12 protein-coding genes are annotated in these 17,631 nt (G+C 39.1%); 4 read left to right on the top strand and 8 right to left on the bottom strand.

Annotated elements, in window-relative coordinates:
- Positions 1–25: 25 nt before the first annotated feature.
- The 6 genes from GJU39_RS01570 to GJU39_RS01595 all read right to left on the bottom strand — a co-directional run bounded on the left by GJU39_RS01570 (position 26) and on the right by GJU39_RS01595 (position 4,770).
- Positions 26–1,024: a bifunctional riboflavin kinase/FAD synthetase gene (locus GJU39_RS01570; protein ID WP_154278934.1), complete on the bottom strand. Its 999-nt coding sequence runs from the start codon at positions 1,022–1,024 to the stop codon at positions 26–28.
- A 135-nt stretch (positions 1,025–1,159) separates the two neighbouring features.
- Positions 1,160–2,020: a YitT family protein gene (locus tag GJU39_RS01575; RefSeq protein WP_154278935.1), complete on the bottom strand. Its 861-nt coding sequence runs from the start codon at positions 2,018–2,020 to the stop codon at positions 1,160–1,162.
- Positions 2,021–2,022: 2 nt separating this feature from the next.
- Positions 2,023–2,748 (bottom strand): tRNA pseudouridine(55) synthase TruB, encoded by a 726-nt coding sequence (gene truB / locus GJU39_RS01580; RefSeq protein ID WP_342448163.1) that lies wholly within the window; start codon positions 2,746–2,748, stop codon positions 2,023–2,025.
- A 25-nt stretch (positions 2,749–2,773) separates the two neighbouring features.
- Positions 2,774–3,577: an undecaprenyl-diphosphate phosphatase gene (locus tag GJU39_RS01585; protein ID WP_154278936.1), complete on the bottom strand. Its 804-nt coding sequence runs from the start codon at positions 3,575–3,577 to the stop codon at positions 2,774–2,776.
- 84 nt (positions 3,578–3,661) lie between these two features.
- The gene (locus GJU39_RS01590; protein ID WP_154278937.1) at positions 3,662–3,892 is read right to left on the bottom strand and encodes a DUF3098 domain-containing protein; all 231 of its coding nucleotides are present in this window, start codon (positions 3,890–3,892) and stop codon (positions 3,662–3,664) included.
- Complete coding sequence (locus tag GJU39_RS01595) at positions 3,892–4,770, bottom strand: cell division protein FtsX (RefSeq protein WP_154278938.1); 879 nt, start codon at positions 4,768–4,770, stop codon at positions 3,892–3,894. The genes GJU39_RS01590 and GJU39_RS01595 overlap by 1 nt, the downstream gene beginning before the upstream one ends.
- Before the next feature lie 204 nt (positions 4,771–4,974).
- Between GJU39_RS01595 and GJU39_RS01600 the strand changes: the two genes are divergently transcribed.
- Together GJU39_RS01600 and leuS are read left to right on the top strand one after the other, a co-directional pair.
- Positions 4,975–5,379: a hypothetical protein gene (locus tag GJU39_RS01600; RefSeq protein ID WP_154278939.1), complete on the top strand. Its 405-nt coding sequence runs from the start codon at positions 4,975–4,977 to the stop codon at positions 5,377–5,379.
- A gap of 268 nt (positions 5,380–5,647) precedes the next feature.
- The gene (leuS, locus tag GJU39_RS01605) at positions 5,648–8,452 is read left to right on the top strand and encodes a leucine--tRNA ligase (protein ID WP_154278940.1); all 2,805 of its coding nucleotides are present in this window, start codon (positions 5,648–5,650) and stop codon (positions 8,450–8,452) included.
- 798 nt (positions 8,453–9,250) lie between these two features.
- Here the strand turns inward: leuS and GJU39_RS01610 are convergent.
- Positions 9,251–10,552: a DEAD/DEAH box helicase gene (locus GJU39_RS01610; RefSeq protein ID WP_154278941.1), complete on the bottom strand. Its 1,302-nt coding sequence runs from the start codon at positions 10,550–10,552 to the stop codon at positions 9,251–9,253.
- 521 nt (positions 10,553–11,073) lie between these two features.
- Between GJU39_RS01610 and GJU39_RS01615 the strand changes: the two genes are divergently transcribed.
- A complete protein-coding gene (locus GJU39_RS01615) occupies positions 11,074–14,304 on the top strand; it encodes a SusC/RagA family TonB-linked outer membrane protein (RefSeq protein ID WP_154278942.1) in 3,231 nt (1,076 codons plus the stop codon).
- 11 nt (positions 14,305–14,315) lie between these two features.
- Complete coding sequence (locus GJU39_RS01620; protein WP_154278943.1) at positions 14,316–16,028, top strand: RagB/SusD family nutrient uptake outer membrane protein; 1,713 nt, start codon at positions 14,316–14,318, stop codon at positions 16,026–16,028.
- A 76-nt stretch (positions 16,029–16,104) separates the two neighbouring features.
- Here GJU39_RS01620 and GJU39_RS01625 read toward each other — a convergent pair whose 3' ends face one another.
- Entirely contained in the window at positions 16,105–17,439 is a 1,335-nt protein-coding gene (locus tag GJU39_RS01625; RefSeq protein WP_154278944.1) for an MFS transporter, read from the bottom strand.
- Positions 17,440–17,631 lie beyond the last annotated feature (192 nt).

Consider the following 17,631-nt stretch of genomic DNA (forward strand, 5'->3'; position numbering starts at 1 on the left):
AAAGTTAAATTTCGATTAAACTTCCCTATTCCAGAGCTGAGAAGTAAGCTAAGGTATCTTCTTTATCCTTATGGAGCTGTACTTTCAAAGCTTCCAAACCGGTAAATTTTACATCGTGACGAAGGAATTTTAGGAAATTCATTTTGATATCCTGACCATAAATTTCCTGGTTAAAATCGAAGATATTTACTTCAATATTTCTGGTCATGCCGTTAATGGTTGGCCTTTGGCCGATGTAAGCCATACCTTTGAAAGTCCGGAGTCCGGACTCCGGAGTCTGAAGTTTGGCATTGCGCGACTCATGATTATGGACTTCTGACCCTAAACTCATCGCTACCGTTACGGCGTAAATGCCATCACCGGGAATAAGCTTATAGGTTTCTTCTACAAAAATGTTGGCCGTTGGAAAACCAATTGTTCTGCCAATTTTATCGCCCTTTATTACACGCCCGAAAATGGAAAAGGCATAACCCAGATAATCTGATGCCAGGCCTACATCTCCAGCCAGCAGTGCCTGACGGATTTTAGTTGAACTTACGGCAACATCGTGAATATCCTGTTCCATAATTTCTTCTACTGTAAAGTCAAAATGAATGCCTGCAGCTTTCAAATCTGTCAGAGTACCGGTACGGTCTTTTCCAAAACGGTGATCATAACCGATGATAATGTGTTTGGTTCCGATATCATTTACCAGTGTGTTTTTGATGTAGTCTTCTGGTAGCTGATTGGAAAAATCGCGGGTAAAAGGCGTGATAATTAAATGATCTACCCCAAGGCTCTTTAATATTTCTGCCTTTTCATTAATGGTATTGATCATCTTCAGATCCTGATTCTCTGGATCTATAATGAGTCTTGGATGTGGGAAAAAGGTTAAGATTACACTTTCACCGTGATTTGCTTTTGCTTTTGCTACCAATTGTCTGATGATTTTCTGGTGCCCGAAATGAACACCATCAAAAGTGCCGATGGTTACTACAGCGTTGTTAAGCTTGGTAAATTCTGATAGGTTATGGTATATTTTCAATGGGATAATCTTTTAAACTATGGGTTTTGCGTGAGGGATGGCAGCGGCATCTCCCGATTTTTCATCGGGAATATAGCGTACAGCCCGACCCCTTGCGTAGCTTGGGGACACGCCCAAATTTCTATAAATATTTTATTAATGCAAAGCATGACGCTTCACTACGCCACCTTTTAAATCAGCAATTTGTTGTTGTATCACAAATGCATCAGGATCTATATTTCTGATGGCTGTTTGTAATTTACTCATTTCCAGTTTTGTTACAACGGTAAACACAATGTCTATATCATTTCTTTCGCCATAACCACCTTCGCCTTTGTAAATGGTTACACCGCGTTTCATTTCTGTGATGATATAACTTTTAATTTCATCCTGATGTTCTGAAATAATGGTTACGCCTGTGTATTGCTCTATTCCGTTTACGATAAAATCGATCGTGTAAGAGGCTGATAGATAAGTTAATATTGCATAGAGTGCCGTTTCAATATTTAAAAAGTAAGCCGCGAAGGCGAAGATGATAATGTTTAAAATAAGGATGATATTGCCGACGGTTAAAATGCTGTTTTTACTGATGTAAAGCGCGAGTACCTCCGTACCATCGATTACGCAGCCGCCACGCATGGCCAAACCGATTCCTCCGCCTAAAAACAACCCGCCGAAAAAAGCGATCAGCAATTTATCATGTGTGATGGGCTGAAATGGCAATATAATGAGGGCTACGGATAAAGCCGCAATAGCAATCGCAGTTTTGATGGCAAAACCTTTTCCAATCTGTCTGAAACCTAATATTACAAAAGGAATATTAATAATGGCAATGAGGTAGGAGAGGTTCCACCCGGTTAAGGTGCTTAAAAGCAGCGAGATTCCGGTTACGCCACCATCAATAAAATGGCTGGGCATAAGGAAGCTTTTTAAACCAAAACAAGCTGAAGTAACCCCCGCGGCAATTAAGAGAATTTCTTTTGCAAAGCGGGCATTCTTGTTTTTTATCCGGTTCATCTTTATTCCTGAATTTTAATTTCTTCTTTCTTGCTACGAATATAATTAACAAGCTCTAAAACCTCAAACGAATTTGAAAGCAAAAAGTTTCCACTTCTGGTACGGGTGAGCTGAGATAAGTAGGCACCGCTGTTGAGGGCTTTTCCAAAATCGGAAACCAAAGAGCGAATGTAAGTGCCTTTGCTGCACACAATCCGGAAATCTATTTCAGGGAGTGCTATTCTGGTGATTTCGAAGGTTGGTACGCTTACGAAGCGTTTGCGCAATTCTACTTCCTCACCCAAACGGGCTTTTACATATAAACGTTCGCCATTAATTTTTACTGCAGAATGTGCAGGCGGATACTGCTCAATATCGCCTGTAAAAGGTGCTGTTGCAGCGTAAATTTCTTCGGGTGTAATAGAAGAAATATCGAAAGTCTGATTCACCTCCGTTTCCATATCGAACGATGGAGTAGTGGCGCCTAGAATCATGGTGCCGGTATATTCTTTTTCTTCTGCCTGGAAAGTATCTATCTGCTTGGTTAATTTCCCTGTGCAAATGATTAACAAGCCGGTAGCCAGTGGATCCAGCGTGCCTGCATGACCTACCTTTAGTTTTAATGGCTTTAAAGAGTTACGGATTTTGCCAACCACATCAAAGGATGTCCATTTGTATGGTTTGTTAATTAAAAGCAGTTCGCCCTCGGCAAAATTGAAATCTTTAAACTTTGAATTTTCTGTACTCACAAATCTTTTTTGCGCAAAGATAAGATTAAATTATTTGCATTGTATGGCCGGTATACAACAAGATAATGATGATCAGACCGGCTGCAATTCTATAATAACCGAAAACTTTAAAACCATGCTTGTTTAAAAAGCCGATAAAGCTTTTAATGGCTAAAAGGGCTACAATAAAGGCCACTACATTCCCAATAATTAATAAATTAACCTGTTCGTGTGTAATGGTGTTTCCTTCTTTATAGAAATCGAATAATTTTTTGCCTGTTGCGGCGAACATTGTCGGAACGGCTAAAAAGAACGAAAATTCGGCTGCTAACTTTCTGCTTAGTTTTTGGCTCATTCCGCCAATAATGGTTGCTCCTGAACGGGAAACGCCCGGAATCATCGCTATACATTGAAAAAAACCAATTTTTAAAGCGGTTAGGTAATTGATTTCTTCCTCTTCATGAAGCGTTGGCTTATTGAACCATTTATCAACAAACAGAAGAATGACACCGCCAACTAATAATGAGATTCCTACAGCCATCGGACTTTCTAAAAGTTCATCAATTTTTTTGCTCAACAGTAACCCAAAAACTGCTGCGGGGATAAAGGCAACCAATAATTTGAGGTAAAAGTTAATGGATTTAAAGAATCTTTTGAAATATAATACCAGTACGGAAAGGATTGCGCCTAACTGAATTGCAATGGTAAATAGCTTTACAAACGGATCGCTGGCAATACCCATAAAGGATGATGCAATAATCATGTGCCCGGTGCTCGATACCGGTAAAAATTCAGTTAATCCTTCAATTATAGCCAGGATAATAGCTTTAAAATAATCTAGTTGAGCCATGAAATTTTTTAGAAAATATCCAATAAAATAGAACACGCTAAATTGAAAAATTAAGCGTGTTCCGGTTATCAGATTAAAATAAAATTATTTTTTAAGAATAGCATAAATACCGAAGGCGAAGCCAGATAACACCACGATTGGTGCCAATAAAGTCCTTCTGAAATCGTAAATATCGCCGGTTGTTCCCATCATTAAAATGAAGCCTAAGGCTACAATTCCAATGCTGATTAATAATAACCTGTAATTTTTCCCGGTAAAAACCAACTCGCTTTTGGTGTCCTTTGTAATCGGACTTGTCTTTTTTTCTAATGCCATTATCTATAAAGATTGTAAGATTTTAAACGTAAATACCTGCTCACTGCAAACCAGGTGCTAATGCCGGTAATAAATATTCCGATAATAATTAAGCCAACGAATACAAAGCCAAATTCTTTATAGTTGTTTAAGATAATAATTTCAGGAACCTCTTTACGTGCATAAATTAAAGTAGCTAACAAGATGATGATTGCAATAAATGCAGCAATTAAACCATGCAAGGCAGCGTATAATAAAAAAGGACGTCGGATAAAGTTTTTCGTTGCACCAACCAGCTGCATACTTTTAATTAAAAATCTTTGTGAATAAATTGCTAAGCGTATGGTGTTGTTAATCAGTGCAATTGCAATGATTAAAAGCAGTGCTGCAAATGCCAAAATAATTAAACCAATGGTATTGATATTTTTGTTTACCATATCGATTAAAGAACTCTGATAAACCACTTCTTTAACCACCGGGTTTTTAGCAATGCTTGCTTTTAAAGTTTCGATGCTTTTATTGTTAGCATATTCTGCTTTTAAATAAACATCGAAAGTAGAGGTGAGTGGATTGTAACCTAAGAAATTAACAAAATCTTCCCCTAAATCCTGCGTTAAGTTTCTTGCTGCCAACTCTTTATTTACATATTGGGTTTGCTTTACCGCACGGTTTGCATTTAATTCTTTTTGAAAAGCCAGAACGTCAGTTTCCTTTGCGCCTTCATCAACAATAATGTTAAGCACAATATTTTCTTTTACGTAATTAGACAGGTTTTTGGCATGTACAATTACCAACCCAAGCAGGCCCAGCATTAATAAAACCAGCGCAATACTGATAATCGTAGAGATATATACGGTTTTGGTTTTCTTAGATGCATCACTTACTTCGAATTCTTCCATGTATTTCAATTTAGTTTTTGCGAAAATAGAAATTATACCTGATAAACACCAATATAAACCTACGCTAAATGAACTTTAACGCATTGGTAAACGATTTAGTTTGAGTGGATCATTATAATTTTAACGGACACTTTTTTAGAAATCAGTACGAAATTTTAGTAAACGGCGTTAACTAATCATAACAAAACCCTAAATCTATTCTAAATGAAAAAACAAATTACCATTATTGGATTGCTTTTTATAGCAACAACGGCATTATTATCATGTAAAAAGGATCAAACTTCATTTAAAGCCCGGATTGTAGGGAAATGGATGGTAAATAAAATCGAAGTGTCGGGAAATACGAACCAATCTCTTAATGGAACATTCAATTATACCCGGGATGATTATATGGATTTTAAATTAAACAGCGAGGATCAGGTAGAGTTGAGCCTGACAAATCAGCGGACCATTGGTAATTATACCACCTCGTTAGGAGATGAATTCGGGATGATTTTTCCTGAGGGAACTTCATATTGTACGACTACCAACCTCACTGCTACGCAGTTTCAATTCACTGCTAAAATTGATAAAACCAATATTGTGAAAACTTATTACTTAACCAGATAAAGGTCTAATCCCCTAGTGTTTGCTTGCGCCATTGGTTTTTGATAGCCAATGGCGCTTTTTTTTGTTGCTTTGAAAGATGATGTTGCTTTGAGAAGAAGTTTTGATATATTCTTCTAGAAAGCTGAATATAATATTTTACGCGTTCTTATACAGGCGCAGGATAACATTTTTCTGTTATGAGTCCAGGTCTTATTTATAGTAACTCATTCTGTTTTTTTAAGCCCCTTAATTTCCGTATTTTCGCTCCTTTAAAAATTTAAAACTTGCAATGGATTACCAATTCAAAGAAATAGAACAAAAGTGGCAGAAATTCTGGGCAGATCATCAAACATTTAAAGCCGAAAGCAATTCTACAAAACCAAAATATTATGTGTTAGATATGTTTCCTTACCCATCAGGAGCAGGTTTACACGTTGGTCACCCACTGGGTTACATTGCATCAGATATTTTTTCGAGATACAAACGCCTTAAAGGCTTCAATGTTTTGCACCCAATGGGCTACGATTCTTTCGGTCTGCCGGCAGAACAATACGCCATCCAAACGGGTCAGCATCCGGCAATCACTACCGAAGCAAATATTGCAACTTACCGCCGCCAGTTAGACCAAATCGGTTTTTCTTTCGACTGGAGCAGAGAAGTGCGCACCAGCGAACCATCTTATTATAAATGGACACAGTGGATTTTTATGCAGTTGTTCAACTCCTGGTATAACTTGGAAAATGATCGTGCAGAAGATATCACCACTTTAATTGAAAAATTTAATACTTCCGGGTCTGCGGATGTGAAAGCAGCTTGTGATGAAGATGTGAAATCATTTATGCCAAGTGATTGGGCAACGTTTACCGATGAGGAAAAACAGATTGAATTACTGAAATACCGTTTAACTTATCTTAGAGAAAGCACCGTGAACTGGTGTGCTGCTTTGGGAACGGTACTGGCCAATGATGAAGTAAAAGATGGTTTCTCTGAACGTGGTGGTTTTCCGGTAGAACAGAAAAAAATGATGCAGTGGAGCATGAGAATCACTGCTTATTCTGAAAGGCTGTTACAAGGGTTAGATACCATCGACTGGCCAGAGCCTATTAAGGAAATGCAACGCAACTGGATTGGTAAAAGTGTTGGAGCTTCTGTTAAGTTTAAGATCGAGACTTCGGACTCTGAACTCAGGACTTCTGACTATATAGAGGTTTTCACTACCCGTGTGGATACCATTTTTGGTGTTTCTTATTTGGTTTTAGCGCCAGAGCACGAATGGGTGGCTGAATTAACTACACCAGAACAAAAACAGGATATTGAGAATTACATCGCTCAAACGAGGAAGAAATCTGAATTAGACCGCATGGCGGATACTAAAACTGTTTCGGGTGCTTTCACTGGTACTTATGTGATTAATCCGGTGAGCGGTGAACGTGTACCACTGTGGATTGCGGATTATGTACTTGCAGGATACGGAACCGGAGCGGTGATGGGCGTGCCAAGTGGCGATCAGCGCGACTGGTTATTTGCAACCCATTTCAATCTGCCGATTATTCAGATTCTGGATGGTCAGCAAGATATTGATGTGCAAGCGGATGCTACCAAAGCAGGAACCTATATCAATTCGGGTTTCATCAATGGCTTAACTTATAAAGAAGCGGTGCCATTTTTAAATAACTGGTTGGAAGAAAATAAAGTTGGCAAGGCAAAAGTTAATTTCCGCCAGCGCGACGCAATTTTCGGTCGCCAAAGGTATTGGGGAGAGCCTATTCCGGTTTATTTTAAAGATGGTTTGCCATACTTGGTAAAAGAGGAAGAATTACCTTTAATTTTGCCAGAAATAGATAAGTATTTACCAACTGAAACTGGTGAGCCACCTTTGGCGAGGGCTGAAGGTTGGGTGCCAAAAGATGGAGAACACTATGAGTTGAGCACTATGCCGGGCTGGGCCGGAAGTAGCTGGTACTGGTACCGTTATATGGATGCTAATAATGATGCTGACTTTGCTTCAAAAGAGGCTGTTGAGTATTGGAAAGCTGTTGATTTGTATATCGGCGGTTCTGAACATGCTACAGGCCACTTATTGTACAGCCGTTTCTGGAACAAATTTTTGAAAGATTTGGATTACACCCAAGAAGAAGAACCTTTCAAAAAACTGATTAACCAGGGAATGATTCAGGGGAGAAGTAATTTTGTTTATCGCATTAATGACGAGAATGGAAAGCCAACTAATACTTACGTCTCTGCCGGATTAAGGAAGGAATATAAAACATCAGCCTTACATGTTGATGTTAACATTGTAGAGAATGATACATTAGATCTAAATAAATTTAAAGCCTGGAGAGAAGAATATGCAAATGCAGAATTCATTCTTGAAGGCGGCAAGTACATCTGCGGTGTCGAAGTAGAAAAAATGTCGAAATCAAAGTTCAACGTGGTTAACCCGGATGATTTGATTGAGCGTTATGGAGCTGATACTTTACGGATGTATGAGATGTTCTTAGGTCCGTTAGAGCAAAGTAAACCCTGGAATACGAATGGTATTGAGGGTGTATTTAAGTTTTTACGGAAGTTCTGGAGATTGTTCCATAATGAAGCCTGGGAGTTTACAGTTTCTGATACGGAACCTACAAAAGCAGAATTGAAATCATTACATAAGATTATTAAAAAAGTTCAGGAAGATATTGAGCGTTTTTCTTTTAATACATCTGTTTCCAGTTTCATGATTGCAGTTAATGAATTAACGGATCTTAAATGTAACAAACGCAGCATTTTGCAAGATATGGTGGTTATTTTGTCGCCATATGCGCCGCACATTTGTGAAGAACTTTGGGTACAATTGGGTAATGAGGCTGGAACATTGTCGTATACGGCTTTCCCGGTTTTCAATCCGGAACACCTTGTAGAAGACGAATTTGCTTATCCGGTTTCTGTGAACGGTAAAATGAAGATGAATTTAAATTTGAGCTTAACTTTGGCCCAGCCAGAAGTGGAGGCAATTTTATTCGCTAATGAGCAGTTCCAAAAGTTCTTGGATGGCAAGGCACCGAAGAAAATCATTTTTGTTAAAGGAAAGATTATCAATGTAGTGGTTTAAAAGAAGCATAAAGACCGAGCTTAAAGCCGAAAGCTGCCTGCTTAGTTTTATAGAAGCCCTGATATGCCGTTTTGCAAATCAGGGCTTTTTGTTTCGCCTTTTGTAGGTGGACTTTAGCCCTTAGTTCAAAATTGTTAGTCTCAAGTTCACTTCAAAGCAGTAATACTTTATAACATTGCATTTCTTGTAAATCTTCCAATCAGAAAAATTATCATTAGACATATTACCCTAGTTAGATTTTTATTAGACTATGGGTAAAGAGCAGCTTGCCATTCCATCGCCGTTGGCTTCAGCCAACGGATCAGGGAAAGCCCTGAGTTCTCTTTAGCCTTTAAGCTTTCGGTTTTTGCTTCCCAAAAATCGTCACTGCAAGTCCGCTACTTTTAAATCTCATATTAAGCAACTTTGCCATTCATCGCCGTTGGCTTCAGCCAACGAATCAGGGAAAGCCCTGAGTTCTTTTTAGCCTTTAAGCTTTCGGCTTTTGCTTCCCAAAAATCATCACTGCAAGTCCGCTACTTTTTAAATCTCATATTAAGCAACTTGCCATTTTATCTCCCTTGGCTTCAGCCAACGGATCAGGGAAAGCCCTGAGTTCTTTTTAGCCTTTAAGCTTTCGGCTTTTGCTTCCCAAAAATCGTCACTGCAAGTCCGCTACTTTTTAAATCTCATGTTAAGCAGCTTGCCATTTCATCGCCGTTGGCTTCAGCCAACGGATAAAGGATAGTAAAAAACAAAACCCAGGCTGTTTTTCACAACCTGGGTTTCTCTTTAAGCTTTAAGCTTTCGGCTTTCCACTTAGTCTCTCTTCCTTCTATTCCCACCAAACGTTCTTTGACTGCTTGCATTCCGAGGTTTGCCGCTCATGTTGCCATCACCACCTTTTCTGGCGCCACCGCCACCACCTTTAGATTGTGCCTGTGGTTTACGTTTCACCTGGTTTTTGGCCAACATACTTTCCCAGCTTAATGGATAAGGATGATCATCAACTACTGGCAGCGTAATTTTAATCAGTTTCTGAATATCTAATAAGTATTCGTTTTCTTCCGCATCGCAAAAAGAAATCGCAATCCCGTTTGCACCAGCGCGACCAGTACGGCCAATTCTGTGTACATAAGATTCAGGAATATTTGGTAATTCGTAGTTCACTACATGTGATAACTGATCAATATCGATACCACGGGCAGCAATATCTGTAGCTACCAACACCCGGATTTTTCTATCTTTAAAATCTGTTAATGCACGCTGACGGGCATTTTGTGATTTATTTCCGTGAATAGCTGCAGATTTTATTCCGGCGAAGCCTAAATCTTTAACAATTCTATCTGCACCATGTTTGGTTCTGGTAAAAACCAAAGCAGTTTGAATATTTTTATCGTCCAGGAGGTGAATTAACAACTTCTTTTTATCGGGCTTATCTACAAAGTAAACCGATTGAACGATGGTTTCGGCAGTAGAAGAAATTGGTGTAACTTCCACCTTGGTTGGGTCTGATAAAATCGTATTCGCCAACTTTTGAATTTCATCCGGCATAGTTGCAGAGAAAAATAAAGTCTGACGTTTTGCAGGTAATTTTGCAACTACTTTCTTTACATCGTGAATAAAGCCCATATCCAGCATACGATCGGCTTCATCTAAAACAAAAAGTTCGATGGTGCTCAAGCTGATGAAACCCTGGTTCATTAAATCCAATAAACGACCGGGGGTTGCCACTAAAATATCGATACCTTTTTTAAGCGCTTCTACCTGCGAGTGCTGGTTTACACCGCCAAATATTACCAGGTGACGCAAATTTAAATTGCTGCCATAAGCTTTAAAACTTTCTTCAATTTGAATGGCAAGTTCGCGTGTAGGCGTTAATATTAAAGCTTTAATGTTTTTGTTCGCCTTGGTATTGATGTGTTTTTCGTGCAATAACTGCAACATTGGAATGGCAAAAGCAGCGGTTTTACCTGTTCCTGTTTGTGCACAACCTAGTAAATCTTTACCTTTTAATATAGTGGGAATGGATTGCTCCTGTATTGGGGTAGGTTGTGTATAACCTTGTTTCTCAAGCGCCTGTAAAATTGGCTCTATGAGGTTTAATTCTTTGAATAACATGTATGTTTCTATGTAATATTTATCGAAGAAGCTAGAACAATCATTTGTTGAAGGACTAACTTGCGGAGAGAATATGCCATTCAGAATGGCAAGCCCATATTCCTGCTTCAGCGGCAAAGATACAGAAATATTTGGGAAGACAGAAGTTTTTATATAAGGCCATCTTCAGGCGTTAGAAATTGATAAAAAAACGAATTAAAAATTTATTGTTTGGTTGCCTATTTATTTTTTATTAAATTGTAATCAGTTTATAATCAGAAATATGCAAGTTTTTTTGTTTACGTCTGTTTAAATATACCAAATATCTAACCAAATTAATTTCTATCTATGGCACAACACGTACCTAATCTTCAAAGTGATTTTCCAAGCTTTCATTCAATCGAATTTTTACATTTTCGATCAGATCTGCCTTGCACTTTTATTTTTCAAAGGTGTTGCTGATGAACGCCTGATTGAATTGAAACCACTTCATTAAGCTGGTTAATTCGAACCGAAAACTAATACTAACCAATATATAAACTATGACACAAAATCTATCCATTTTCAGGAGGGGCTTTCTTCTTCTGTGCTTGGGTTTGTTGTATGCCATCGGCGCAACGGCCCAAACTAAAATTACTGGTAAAATCATTGCCAGTGATGACAAACTTCCTATTGTTGGCGCAACAATTAAAATTAAAAATGCAACCGGCGGTACCACAACGGATGCAAATGGTGCTTTCTCTCTCAGTGTACAACCGACTGATGTTCTCGTAATTTCTTTTATTGGCTTTACAAATAAAGAAGTAACGGTAGGCAGTCAGACCAATATTGCTGTGGTATTGCAGGCAGAGAATAACAATTTAACAGAAGTTGTGGTAACAGGTTATTCTGCCCAGCGGAAGAAAGATTTAACCGGAGCTGTGGCTGTGGTAAGTATGGATCTTTTAAAAGCACAGCCAGCTGCAAGTGCAGTAGAAGCGCTGCAAGGTAAGGCTACCGGTGTTCAGGTTATTAATGATGGTGCCCCGGGCTCTACACCACAAATCAGGATTCGTGGTACGAGTACCATTAACAACAATGAACCACTTTATGTAATCGATGGAGTACCTTTTGAAGGTAAATTATCGTGGCTCAACCAAAATGATATTGAAAGTTTACAAGTATTGAAGGATGCTTCTTCTGCCTCTATTTATGGTTCAAGAGCGAATAACGGTGTGGTAATCATCACCACTAAAAAAGGTGTGGGGGGTGCACCAAAGATTACAGTAGATTCTTATTACGGTACGCAGGTGCCAAGATCAAGCAGTTTCCCGGAAATGATGAACCCTCAGCAATATGCGCAATACGTATTTGATGGGTATACCAATGCCGGAAAAACAATTGCTGCAGGTAGAAACTATGGTTCGGGTACAACGCCTGTATTACCGGAATACCTGGTAGCAGGATCGAAATTAGGCCAGGATGTTATTGCTGCCGATGCTGATCCATCGAAATATAATTATAGCCGAGATCCAAACTTATTTTACCAGATTACCCGCGCCAATAAAGCAGGTACCAACTGGTTTGATGAAATAACAAAAGCTGCTCCGGTTCAGAATTATCAGTTAGGTGCAACTGGAGGTGGCGAAAATGCAACTTATGCGGTTTCTGCCGGTTACCTGAATCAAAAAGGAACTATAGATTACACTGGTTTTAAACGTTATAACTTCAGGTCTAATACAGGTATATCTGCATTTAACAAACGCGTGCGTTTTGGTGAAAATGCACAATACAGTTATTCAGAAGGCTTCGGATTTGGAGTGAATCCAAATCTTCCTGGCGGTTATCAGGATCAGGGAAGTGCCTTAGGATGGGCTTACCGGATTCCAACCATCATTCCTGTGTATGATATCAATGGTAATTTTGCAGGGAGTCGTGGTAGTCAGTTAGGTAATGCAGAAAACCCTTTGGCTTTCTTATACAGAGCAAAAGATAACAAAAATAAGAATAACTTCTTCTTCGGGAATATTTTTGGCGAAGGGGATATTATCCCAGGTTTAGTATTGCGTACAAACTTTGGTTTACGCTACGAAAATTATAATGGCTTATCAATGCGTTATCCAAACCTTGAATTTTCTGAAGGGAATAACTCCAATAACTTAAACGAATACCAGGGTTATAACACGGAATGGACCTGGACCAATACTTTAAACTATAGTAAAGTATTTAATGAAAAGCACAGGGTGAATGCCTTAATTGGAACAGAAGCGATCAGATCCAGATCCAGACAATTAAATGCCGGAAGGAACGACTTCTTCCTTTTAGGTAATCCGGATTACTACTACTTAAATACAGGTTCTTCCAACATAAGTAATTCGAGTACCGGATCAATCGGATCTTTATATTCTTTATTTGCTAAACTTGATTATTCATTTGACGACCGCTACTTAGCCAGCTTTACCATTCGTCGAGATGGTTCATCAAACTTTGGCGAGAATAATAAGTATGGAAATTTCCCGGCAGTAAGTGGTGCATGGCGAATTTCTGAAGAGGATTTTATGAAAGATGTTAAATGGATCAGCGATTTGAAAATTCGGGTTGGTTACGGACAAACCGGAAATCAACGGATTCCTGCTTATCAATATATTAACCGATTTGAAAGTTCTATCATTAATGCAGCCTATGCTGTTGGCGGTGGCAATGGTCTTAGTACAGGGGTACGTCAAAACGCTTACCAAAACCCTGATGTGAAATGGGAATCTTTAAAATCGCTTAACATTGGTTTAGATTTTACTTTGTTAGATGGCGCGGTTGATGGATCATTGGATTGGTACGATAAGAAAACCACAGATATGCTTTACAACTTACCATTACCATCAAGTGTGGTAGGTTTGGGTAGCTCTCCGTTTGTAAATATCGGTGATATGAGTAATAAAGGGATTGAATTTAATGTAGCTTATCACTATGGCAGAAAAGCAGATAGTCCTTTTAAATTTGATATTGGGGTAAACTTCTCTAAAAACGAAAACAAAATCGTGCAGCTGGCTCCGGGAATCTTAAATCAGATTTATGGAAACTATAGAAGTTTGCAAACCAGTGTATTGCAGGAGGGCGCTCCTTTTGGTTCTTTCTTTGGGTATAGAACAACGGGTATTTACCAAAGCGCTGCTGATATTGCGAACAATCCATCTTATGCTGGTGCAAGGGTTGGCGGACTTCGTTATCAGGATATTAATGGCGATGGTGTATTGGATCCGAAAGACCGTACCATTATCGGTGATCCGAATCCTGATTTCAATTTAGGGGTAAACCTGAATGCTTCTTACCGTAATTTCGATATTTCTGCCTTTATCTACAGTGTACAAGGCAACGATATTTTTGAGGCTACCCGTTACTTTACCGACTTCCCATCTTTTGATGGTGCAAAAAGCACAAGATTGTTAAATGCCTGGAGCCCTACTAATACCTCAAGCCTTATCCCTTCTGCATATGCTGGTGCATCTGATCTTGAGTTTGCTTCTTCCAGCTATTACATTCAGGATGGAAGTTTTGTAAGATTGAAAAATATTCAACTTGGTTATTCAGTTCCAACAGCTAAAGCTTTCGGACCGAATTCTAAAATTAGCAGACTGAGGGTTTACGTGAGTGCAACCAATTTATTTACCATTACCAAATACACGGGGTTAGATCCTGAAGTAAGTCAGATTACTGATGGTTTTACTGCTCCCGGGGTAGATCAGGGTGTATATCCTTCGCCACGTCAATTTTTAATCGGTATTAATGTTGGGTTTTAATTAAAATTATCATGATGAAACATATAAAATATATCATTCTTTCCGTATTAATTTGCAGCAGTATGTCTTGCAAGCGGGAATTTTTAACACTACAGCCACAGGGTGAACTCACTGAGGAACAATTGATGACGCAAGACGGCGTTGAAGGCCTTTTAGTAGGTGCATACAGTTTATTAAATGGCAATATAAATGGTACTTATGGAAATTACGGCGCTGCTCCAAGCCAATGGTTATTTGGCGAAGTGGCATCAGATAATGCGCATAAAGGCAGTAGCGTAGGCGATCAGCCACCTATGAATGCCATAGAACAACATGCTCCAACCAGTACCAACGATAATTTATCCAATATCTGGGACAGGTGCTTTGAAGGTATTCAACGGTCGAACACAACCATTAAAGTTTTAGCCAGTTTGCAGGCTGGAAGTTCAGGTAAGTTCAGCGATGCCCGTGCAAAAGAGATACAGGGCGAAGCCAGATTGTTGCGTGCGCACTATTATTTCTTTTTAGTGAGAATCTTTAAGTTCGTTCCATATATAACAGAAACAACTAATGGTGCCTTTGTGCCGAATGATAAAGATATTTACCCAAACATTGTAGATGATCTTACTTATGCAGTGGCTAATCTTTCTACCACCAAACCAAGAGGACAAAGAGGTCGTGTAGATAAATATGCAGCTCAAGCTTATCTCGGGAAAGTGTTGCTTTATCAGAAAAAATATACAGAGGCTTACGATCTGCTTAATGCAGTTATTCTGGCTAAACCAGATATTACTACTTTGCCTTACTCAGATAATTTTGACATTACCAAAGAAGGCGGGCCTGAAGCAATTTTAGCAGTTGAACACGCTGTGGGTACAGATGGTACCGGTGGTGATAATGGTAATGTGGGAGATATTTTGAACTTCCCATATGGTAACACACCAATTAATTGCTGCGGTTTCTTTCAGCCAACTATTGATTTAGCAAACGCATTCAAAGTAGATGCCAACGGCCTTCCTTTATTAGATGGCAGTTACCGTAATAATCCTTATAAATCTGATTTCGGTTTATCAGCTGCAGAAAAAGATAGTTATGTGGTTGATAAAACATTACCATTAGATCCAAGAATAGAATCTACTTTGGGTAGACGTGGTGTTCCTTACCGCGATTGGGGATTAATGGCTGGCGATACCTGGATCCGTGATGCAAGCAATGGCGGTCCGTTCTTAGCAATTAAAAACACCATTGATGCTTCACAGATTTCCAGCGGATCAGCACCAGGAACAACCAACGTAACCGGACTAAATGTTAACCTGATCCGTTTAGGTGATGTATATTTAATGGCTGCAGAATGTGCAGTTGAGAAAGGCGATTTACAAAGGGCTTTAACGCTGGTAAATCTGGTTCGCCAAAGGGCTTCAAAAATAACGCCTCAACTGGTTAACGGAGCGCCTGCAGCCGCTTACAAAGTGAGTCAGTATGCAACATTTCCAGATGCTACGTATGCACGAAATGCTGTGCGTTTCGAACGCAGATTGGAATTGGCAATGGAAGGCCATCGGTTTTTCGATTTGGTGCGTTGGGGTATAGCCAAACAAGCCCTCGAAAGTTATTTTTCTTTTGAAGGTGGGTACTTTAACTACTTAAAAGGCATTACCATTGAAGCCAGAGATGAATATTTCCCGCTGCCACAAGATCAGATTGACAGAAGCAAGGGCACGTTGAAACAAAACCCGGGCTACTAAATTTGGTAAACCTCATAAAAAAACGCATGGAGCAACTTGCTCCATGCGTTTTTTTATGGTAGTAGAATTCGAATGTTTATTTCTCTTCTTTAAATCTGCTAAAAACAAGCAGAGCGATGAGGCACAATGCAAAACCTACTACGCCGTTTAACCGTAATCCGAAATCATTTCCCGGATCTTTTCCATAGATGGTTAGCATGGCAAAAATGGCAATGCCGAGCGTTTGGCCTAGTTTCACAAAAAGGTATTTTACGGCAAAAAACATTCCTTCATGGTTTTCTCCCGTTTTAATCGTGTCTTTTTGAGCAATATCTGCTAAGATTGCTGTGGGTAAGATACCCAAAGCTGCCAAAGGAAAAGAGGCCGAAAGTACCAAAAGGTAAATCTGTGTATAAGGTCCGAAAGGTAGTTTCCCGAGGAAGAAGATGGTCACAAAAATTAAGCAGAGTACGCCAAAACCTAATAAAACAAAGGGTTTCTTGCCAATTTTTGCAGACCCTAAAGTAACCAGTGGATAGAATAAAAGCGATGCCAATACCATTGCGCCCATAAATTTGCCGCCTTCTGATTCTGGCAAGCCGAGCAAAACGGTACAAAAGAATAACAAGCCACTGGAAATAATACTTAAAGCGGTATAAAAAGCGAAATCAGAAATTAAATAATATTTGAAATTGCTGTTTTTAAAGGTGTTTTTTATAGCAGGCCAAAGCGGAACATGGGTTGGTTTTGCCACTGAAAACTCTTTCTCTTTAATGAAAAATATTGGCATCAACATAGCCAGACCAGATAAAACGCATAAACCCCAGATGGCAATTTGTACAGACTCGCTGCGATCTGCAACATTAAAATGATTTTGTACCAAATCTGCAAAGTTGTTGGTGCAGGCAGAGAAGATAATGCCGATTACAAAACCCACTTGTTGATAGCTGGATAGTTTAACCTTTTGACGGGGTGTATTGGTTACTTCTGCCAGTAAGGCGTTGTATGGAATGATGTAAGTGGTTACCGATACAAAAAATAAGCAGAGTGTAATGGTAAGCCACCACGCATTATGTAAACTTTCTCCCTTCTGAATGGGATAAAATACCAATCCACAAAATATCATTGCAGGTAAAATTGCCCACTTCATAAAAGGCATGCGTCGGCCATTTGGATTTTCGCTGGCATCACTTCTGCTTGCAATAAACGGGTCAAATATGGCATCAACCAATCTGCCAGAGGCAGCAATAATTGATAAAATGTTAAATGCGCCCAAAAAAACAAGTTGCGGAACTAAGGTGGGTAAACCCGAATTACTGGGTGGCAGGTAGAAAAAAGGAAGCATAACAATGATGATGTTCGTCATTGTGCTCCAACCAATCATACCTGCAGCGTAAGCAATTTCTTGTTTTAGAGAGAGTGTTTTATTCATTAATCTGGTTAAATTATTTTGTGAAGCAAGGTCTTATTTTTAATTGGTAAAACCAGCCTTGCTTTTCATTTTATTCTGTTCGATTTGCGGCGATTTATTCTCGTGAAATTGGTTACCTGGAAAGTTTAAGTCTTAAAAACTGATATCGTCATTTCACAATAGCCGGGTGGATTTCAGGCATAATTTTTTTGA

Source organism: Pedobacter petrophilus (genome assembly GCF_009674725.1).
Classification (GTDB): domain Bacteria; phylum Bacteroidota; class Bacteroidia; order Sphingobacteriales; family Sphingobacteriaceae; genus Pedobacter; species Pedobacter petrophilus.

Bases quoted from the DNA above. Each gene is read 5' to 3' on its own strand.
- GJU39_RS01585 (WP_154278936.1), bottom strand. From the start codon at position 3,577: ATGGCTCAACTAGATTATTTTAAAGCTATTATCCTGGCTATAATTGAA.
- GJU39_RS01625 (WP_154278944.1), bottom strand. From the start codon at position 17,439: ATGAATAAAACACTCTCTCTAAAACAAGAAATTGCTTACGCTGCAGGT.
- GJU39_RS01610 (WP_154278941.1), bottom strand. From the start codon at position 10,552: ATGTTATTCAAAGAATTAAACCTCATAGAGCCAATTTTACAGGCGCTT.
- GJU39_RS01595 (WP_154278938.1), bottom strand. From the start codon at position 4,770: ATGGAAGAATTCGAAGTAAGTGATGCATCTAAGAAAACCAAAACCGTA.
- leuS (WP_154278940.1), top strand. From the start codon at position 5,648: ATGGATTACCAATTCAAAGAAATAGAACAAAAGTGGCAGAAATTCTGG.
- GJU39_RS01620 (WP_154278943.1), top strand. From the start codon at position 14,316: ATGATGAAACATATAAAATATATCATTCTTTCCGTATTAATTTGCAGC.
- GJU39_RS01600 (WP_154278939.1), top strand. From the start codon at position 4,975: ATGAAAAAACAAATTACCATTATTGGATTGCTTTTTATAGCAACAACG.
- GJU39_RS01575 (WP_154278935.1), bottom strand. From the start codon at position 2,020: ATGAACCGGATAAAAAACAAGAATGCCCGCTTTGCAAAAGAAATTCTC.
- GJU39_RS01615 (WP_154278942.1), top strand. From the start codon at position 11,074: ATGACACAAAATCTATCCATTTTCAGGAGGGGCTTTCTTCTTCTGTGC.
- GJU39_RS01590 (WP_154278937.1), bottom strand. From the start codon at position 3,892: ATGGCATTAGAAAAAAAGACAAGTCCGATTACAAAGGACACCAAAAGC.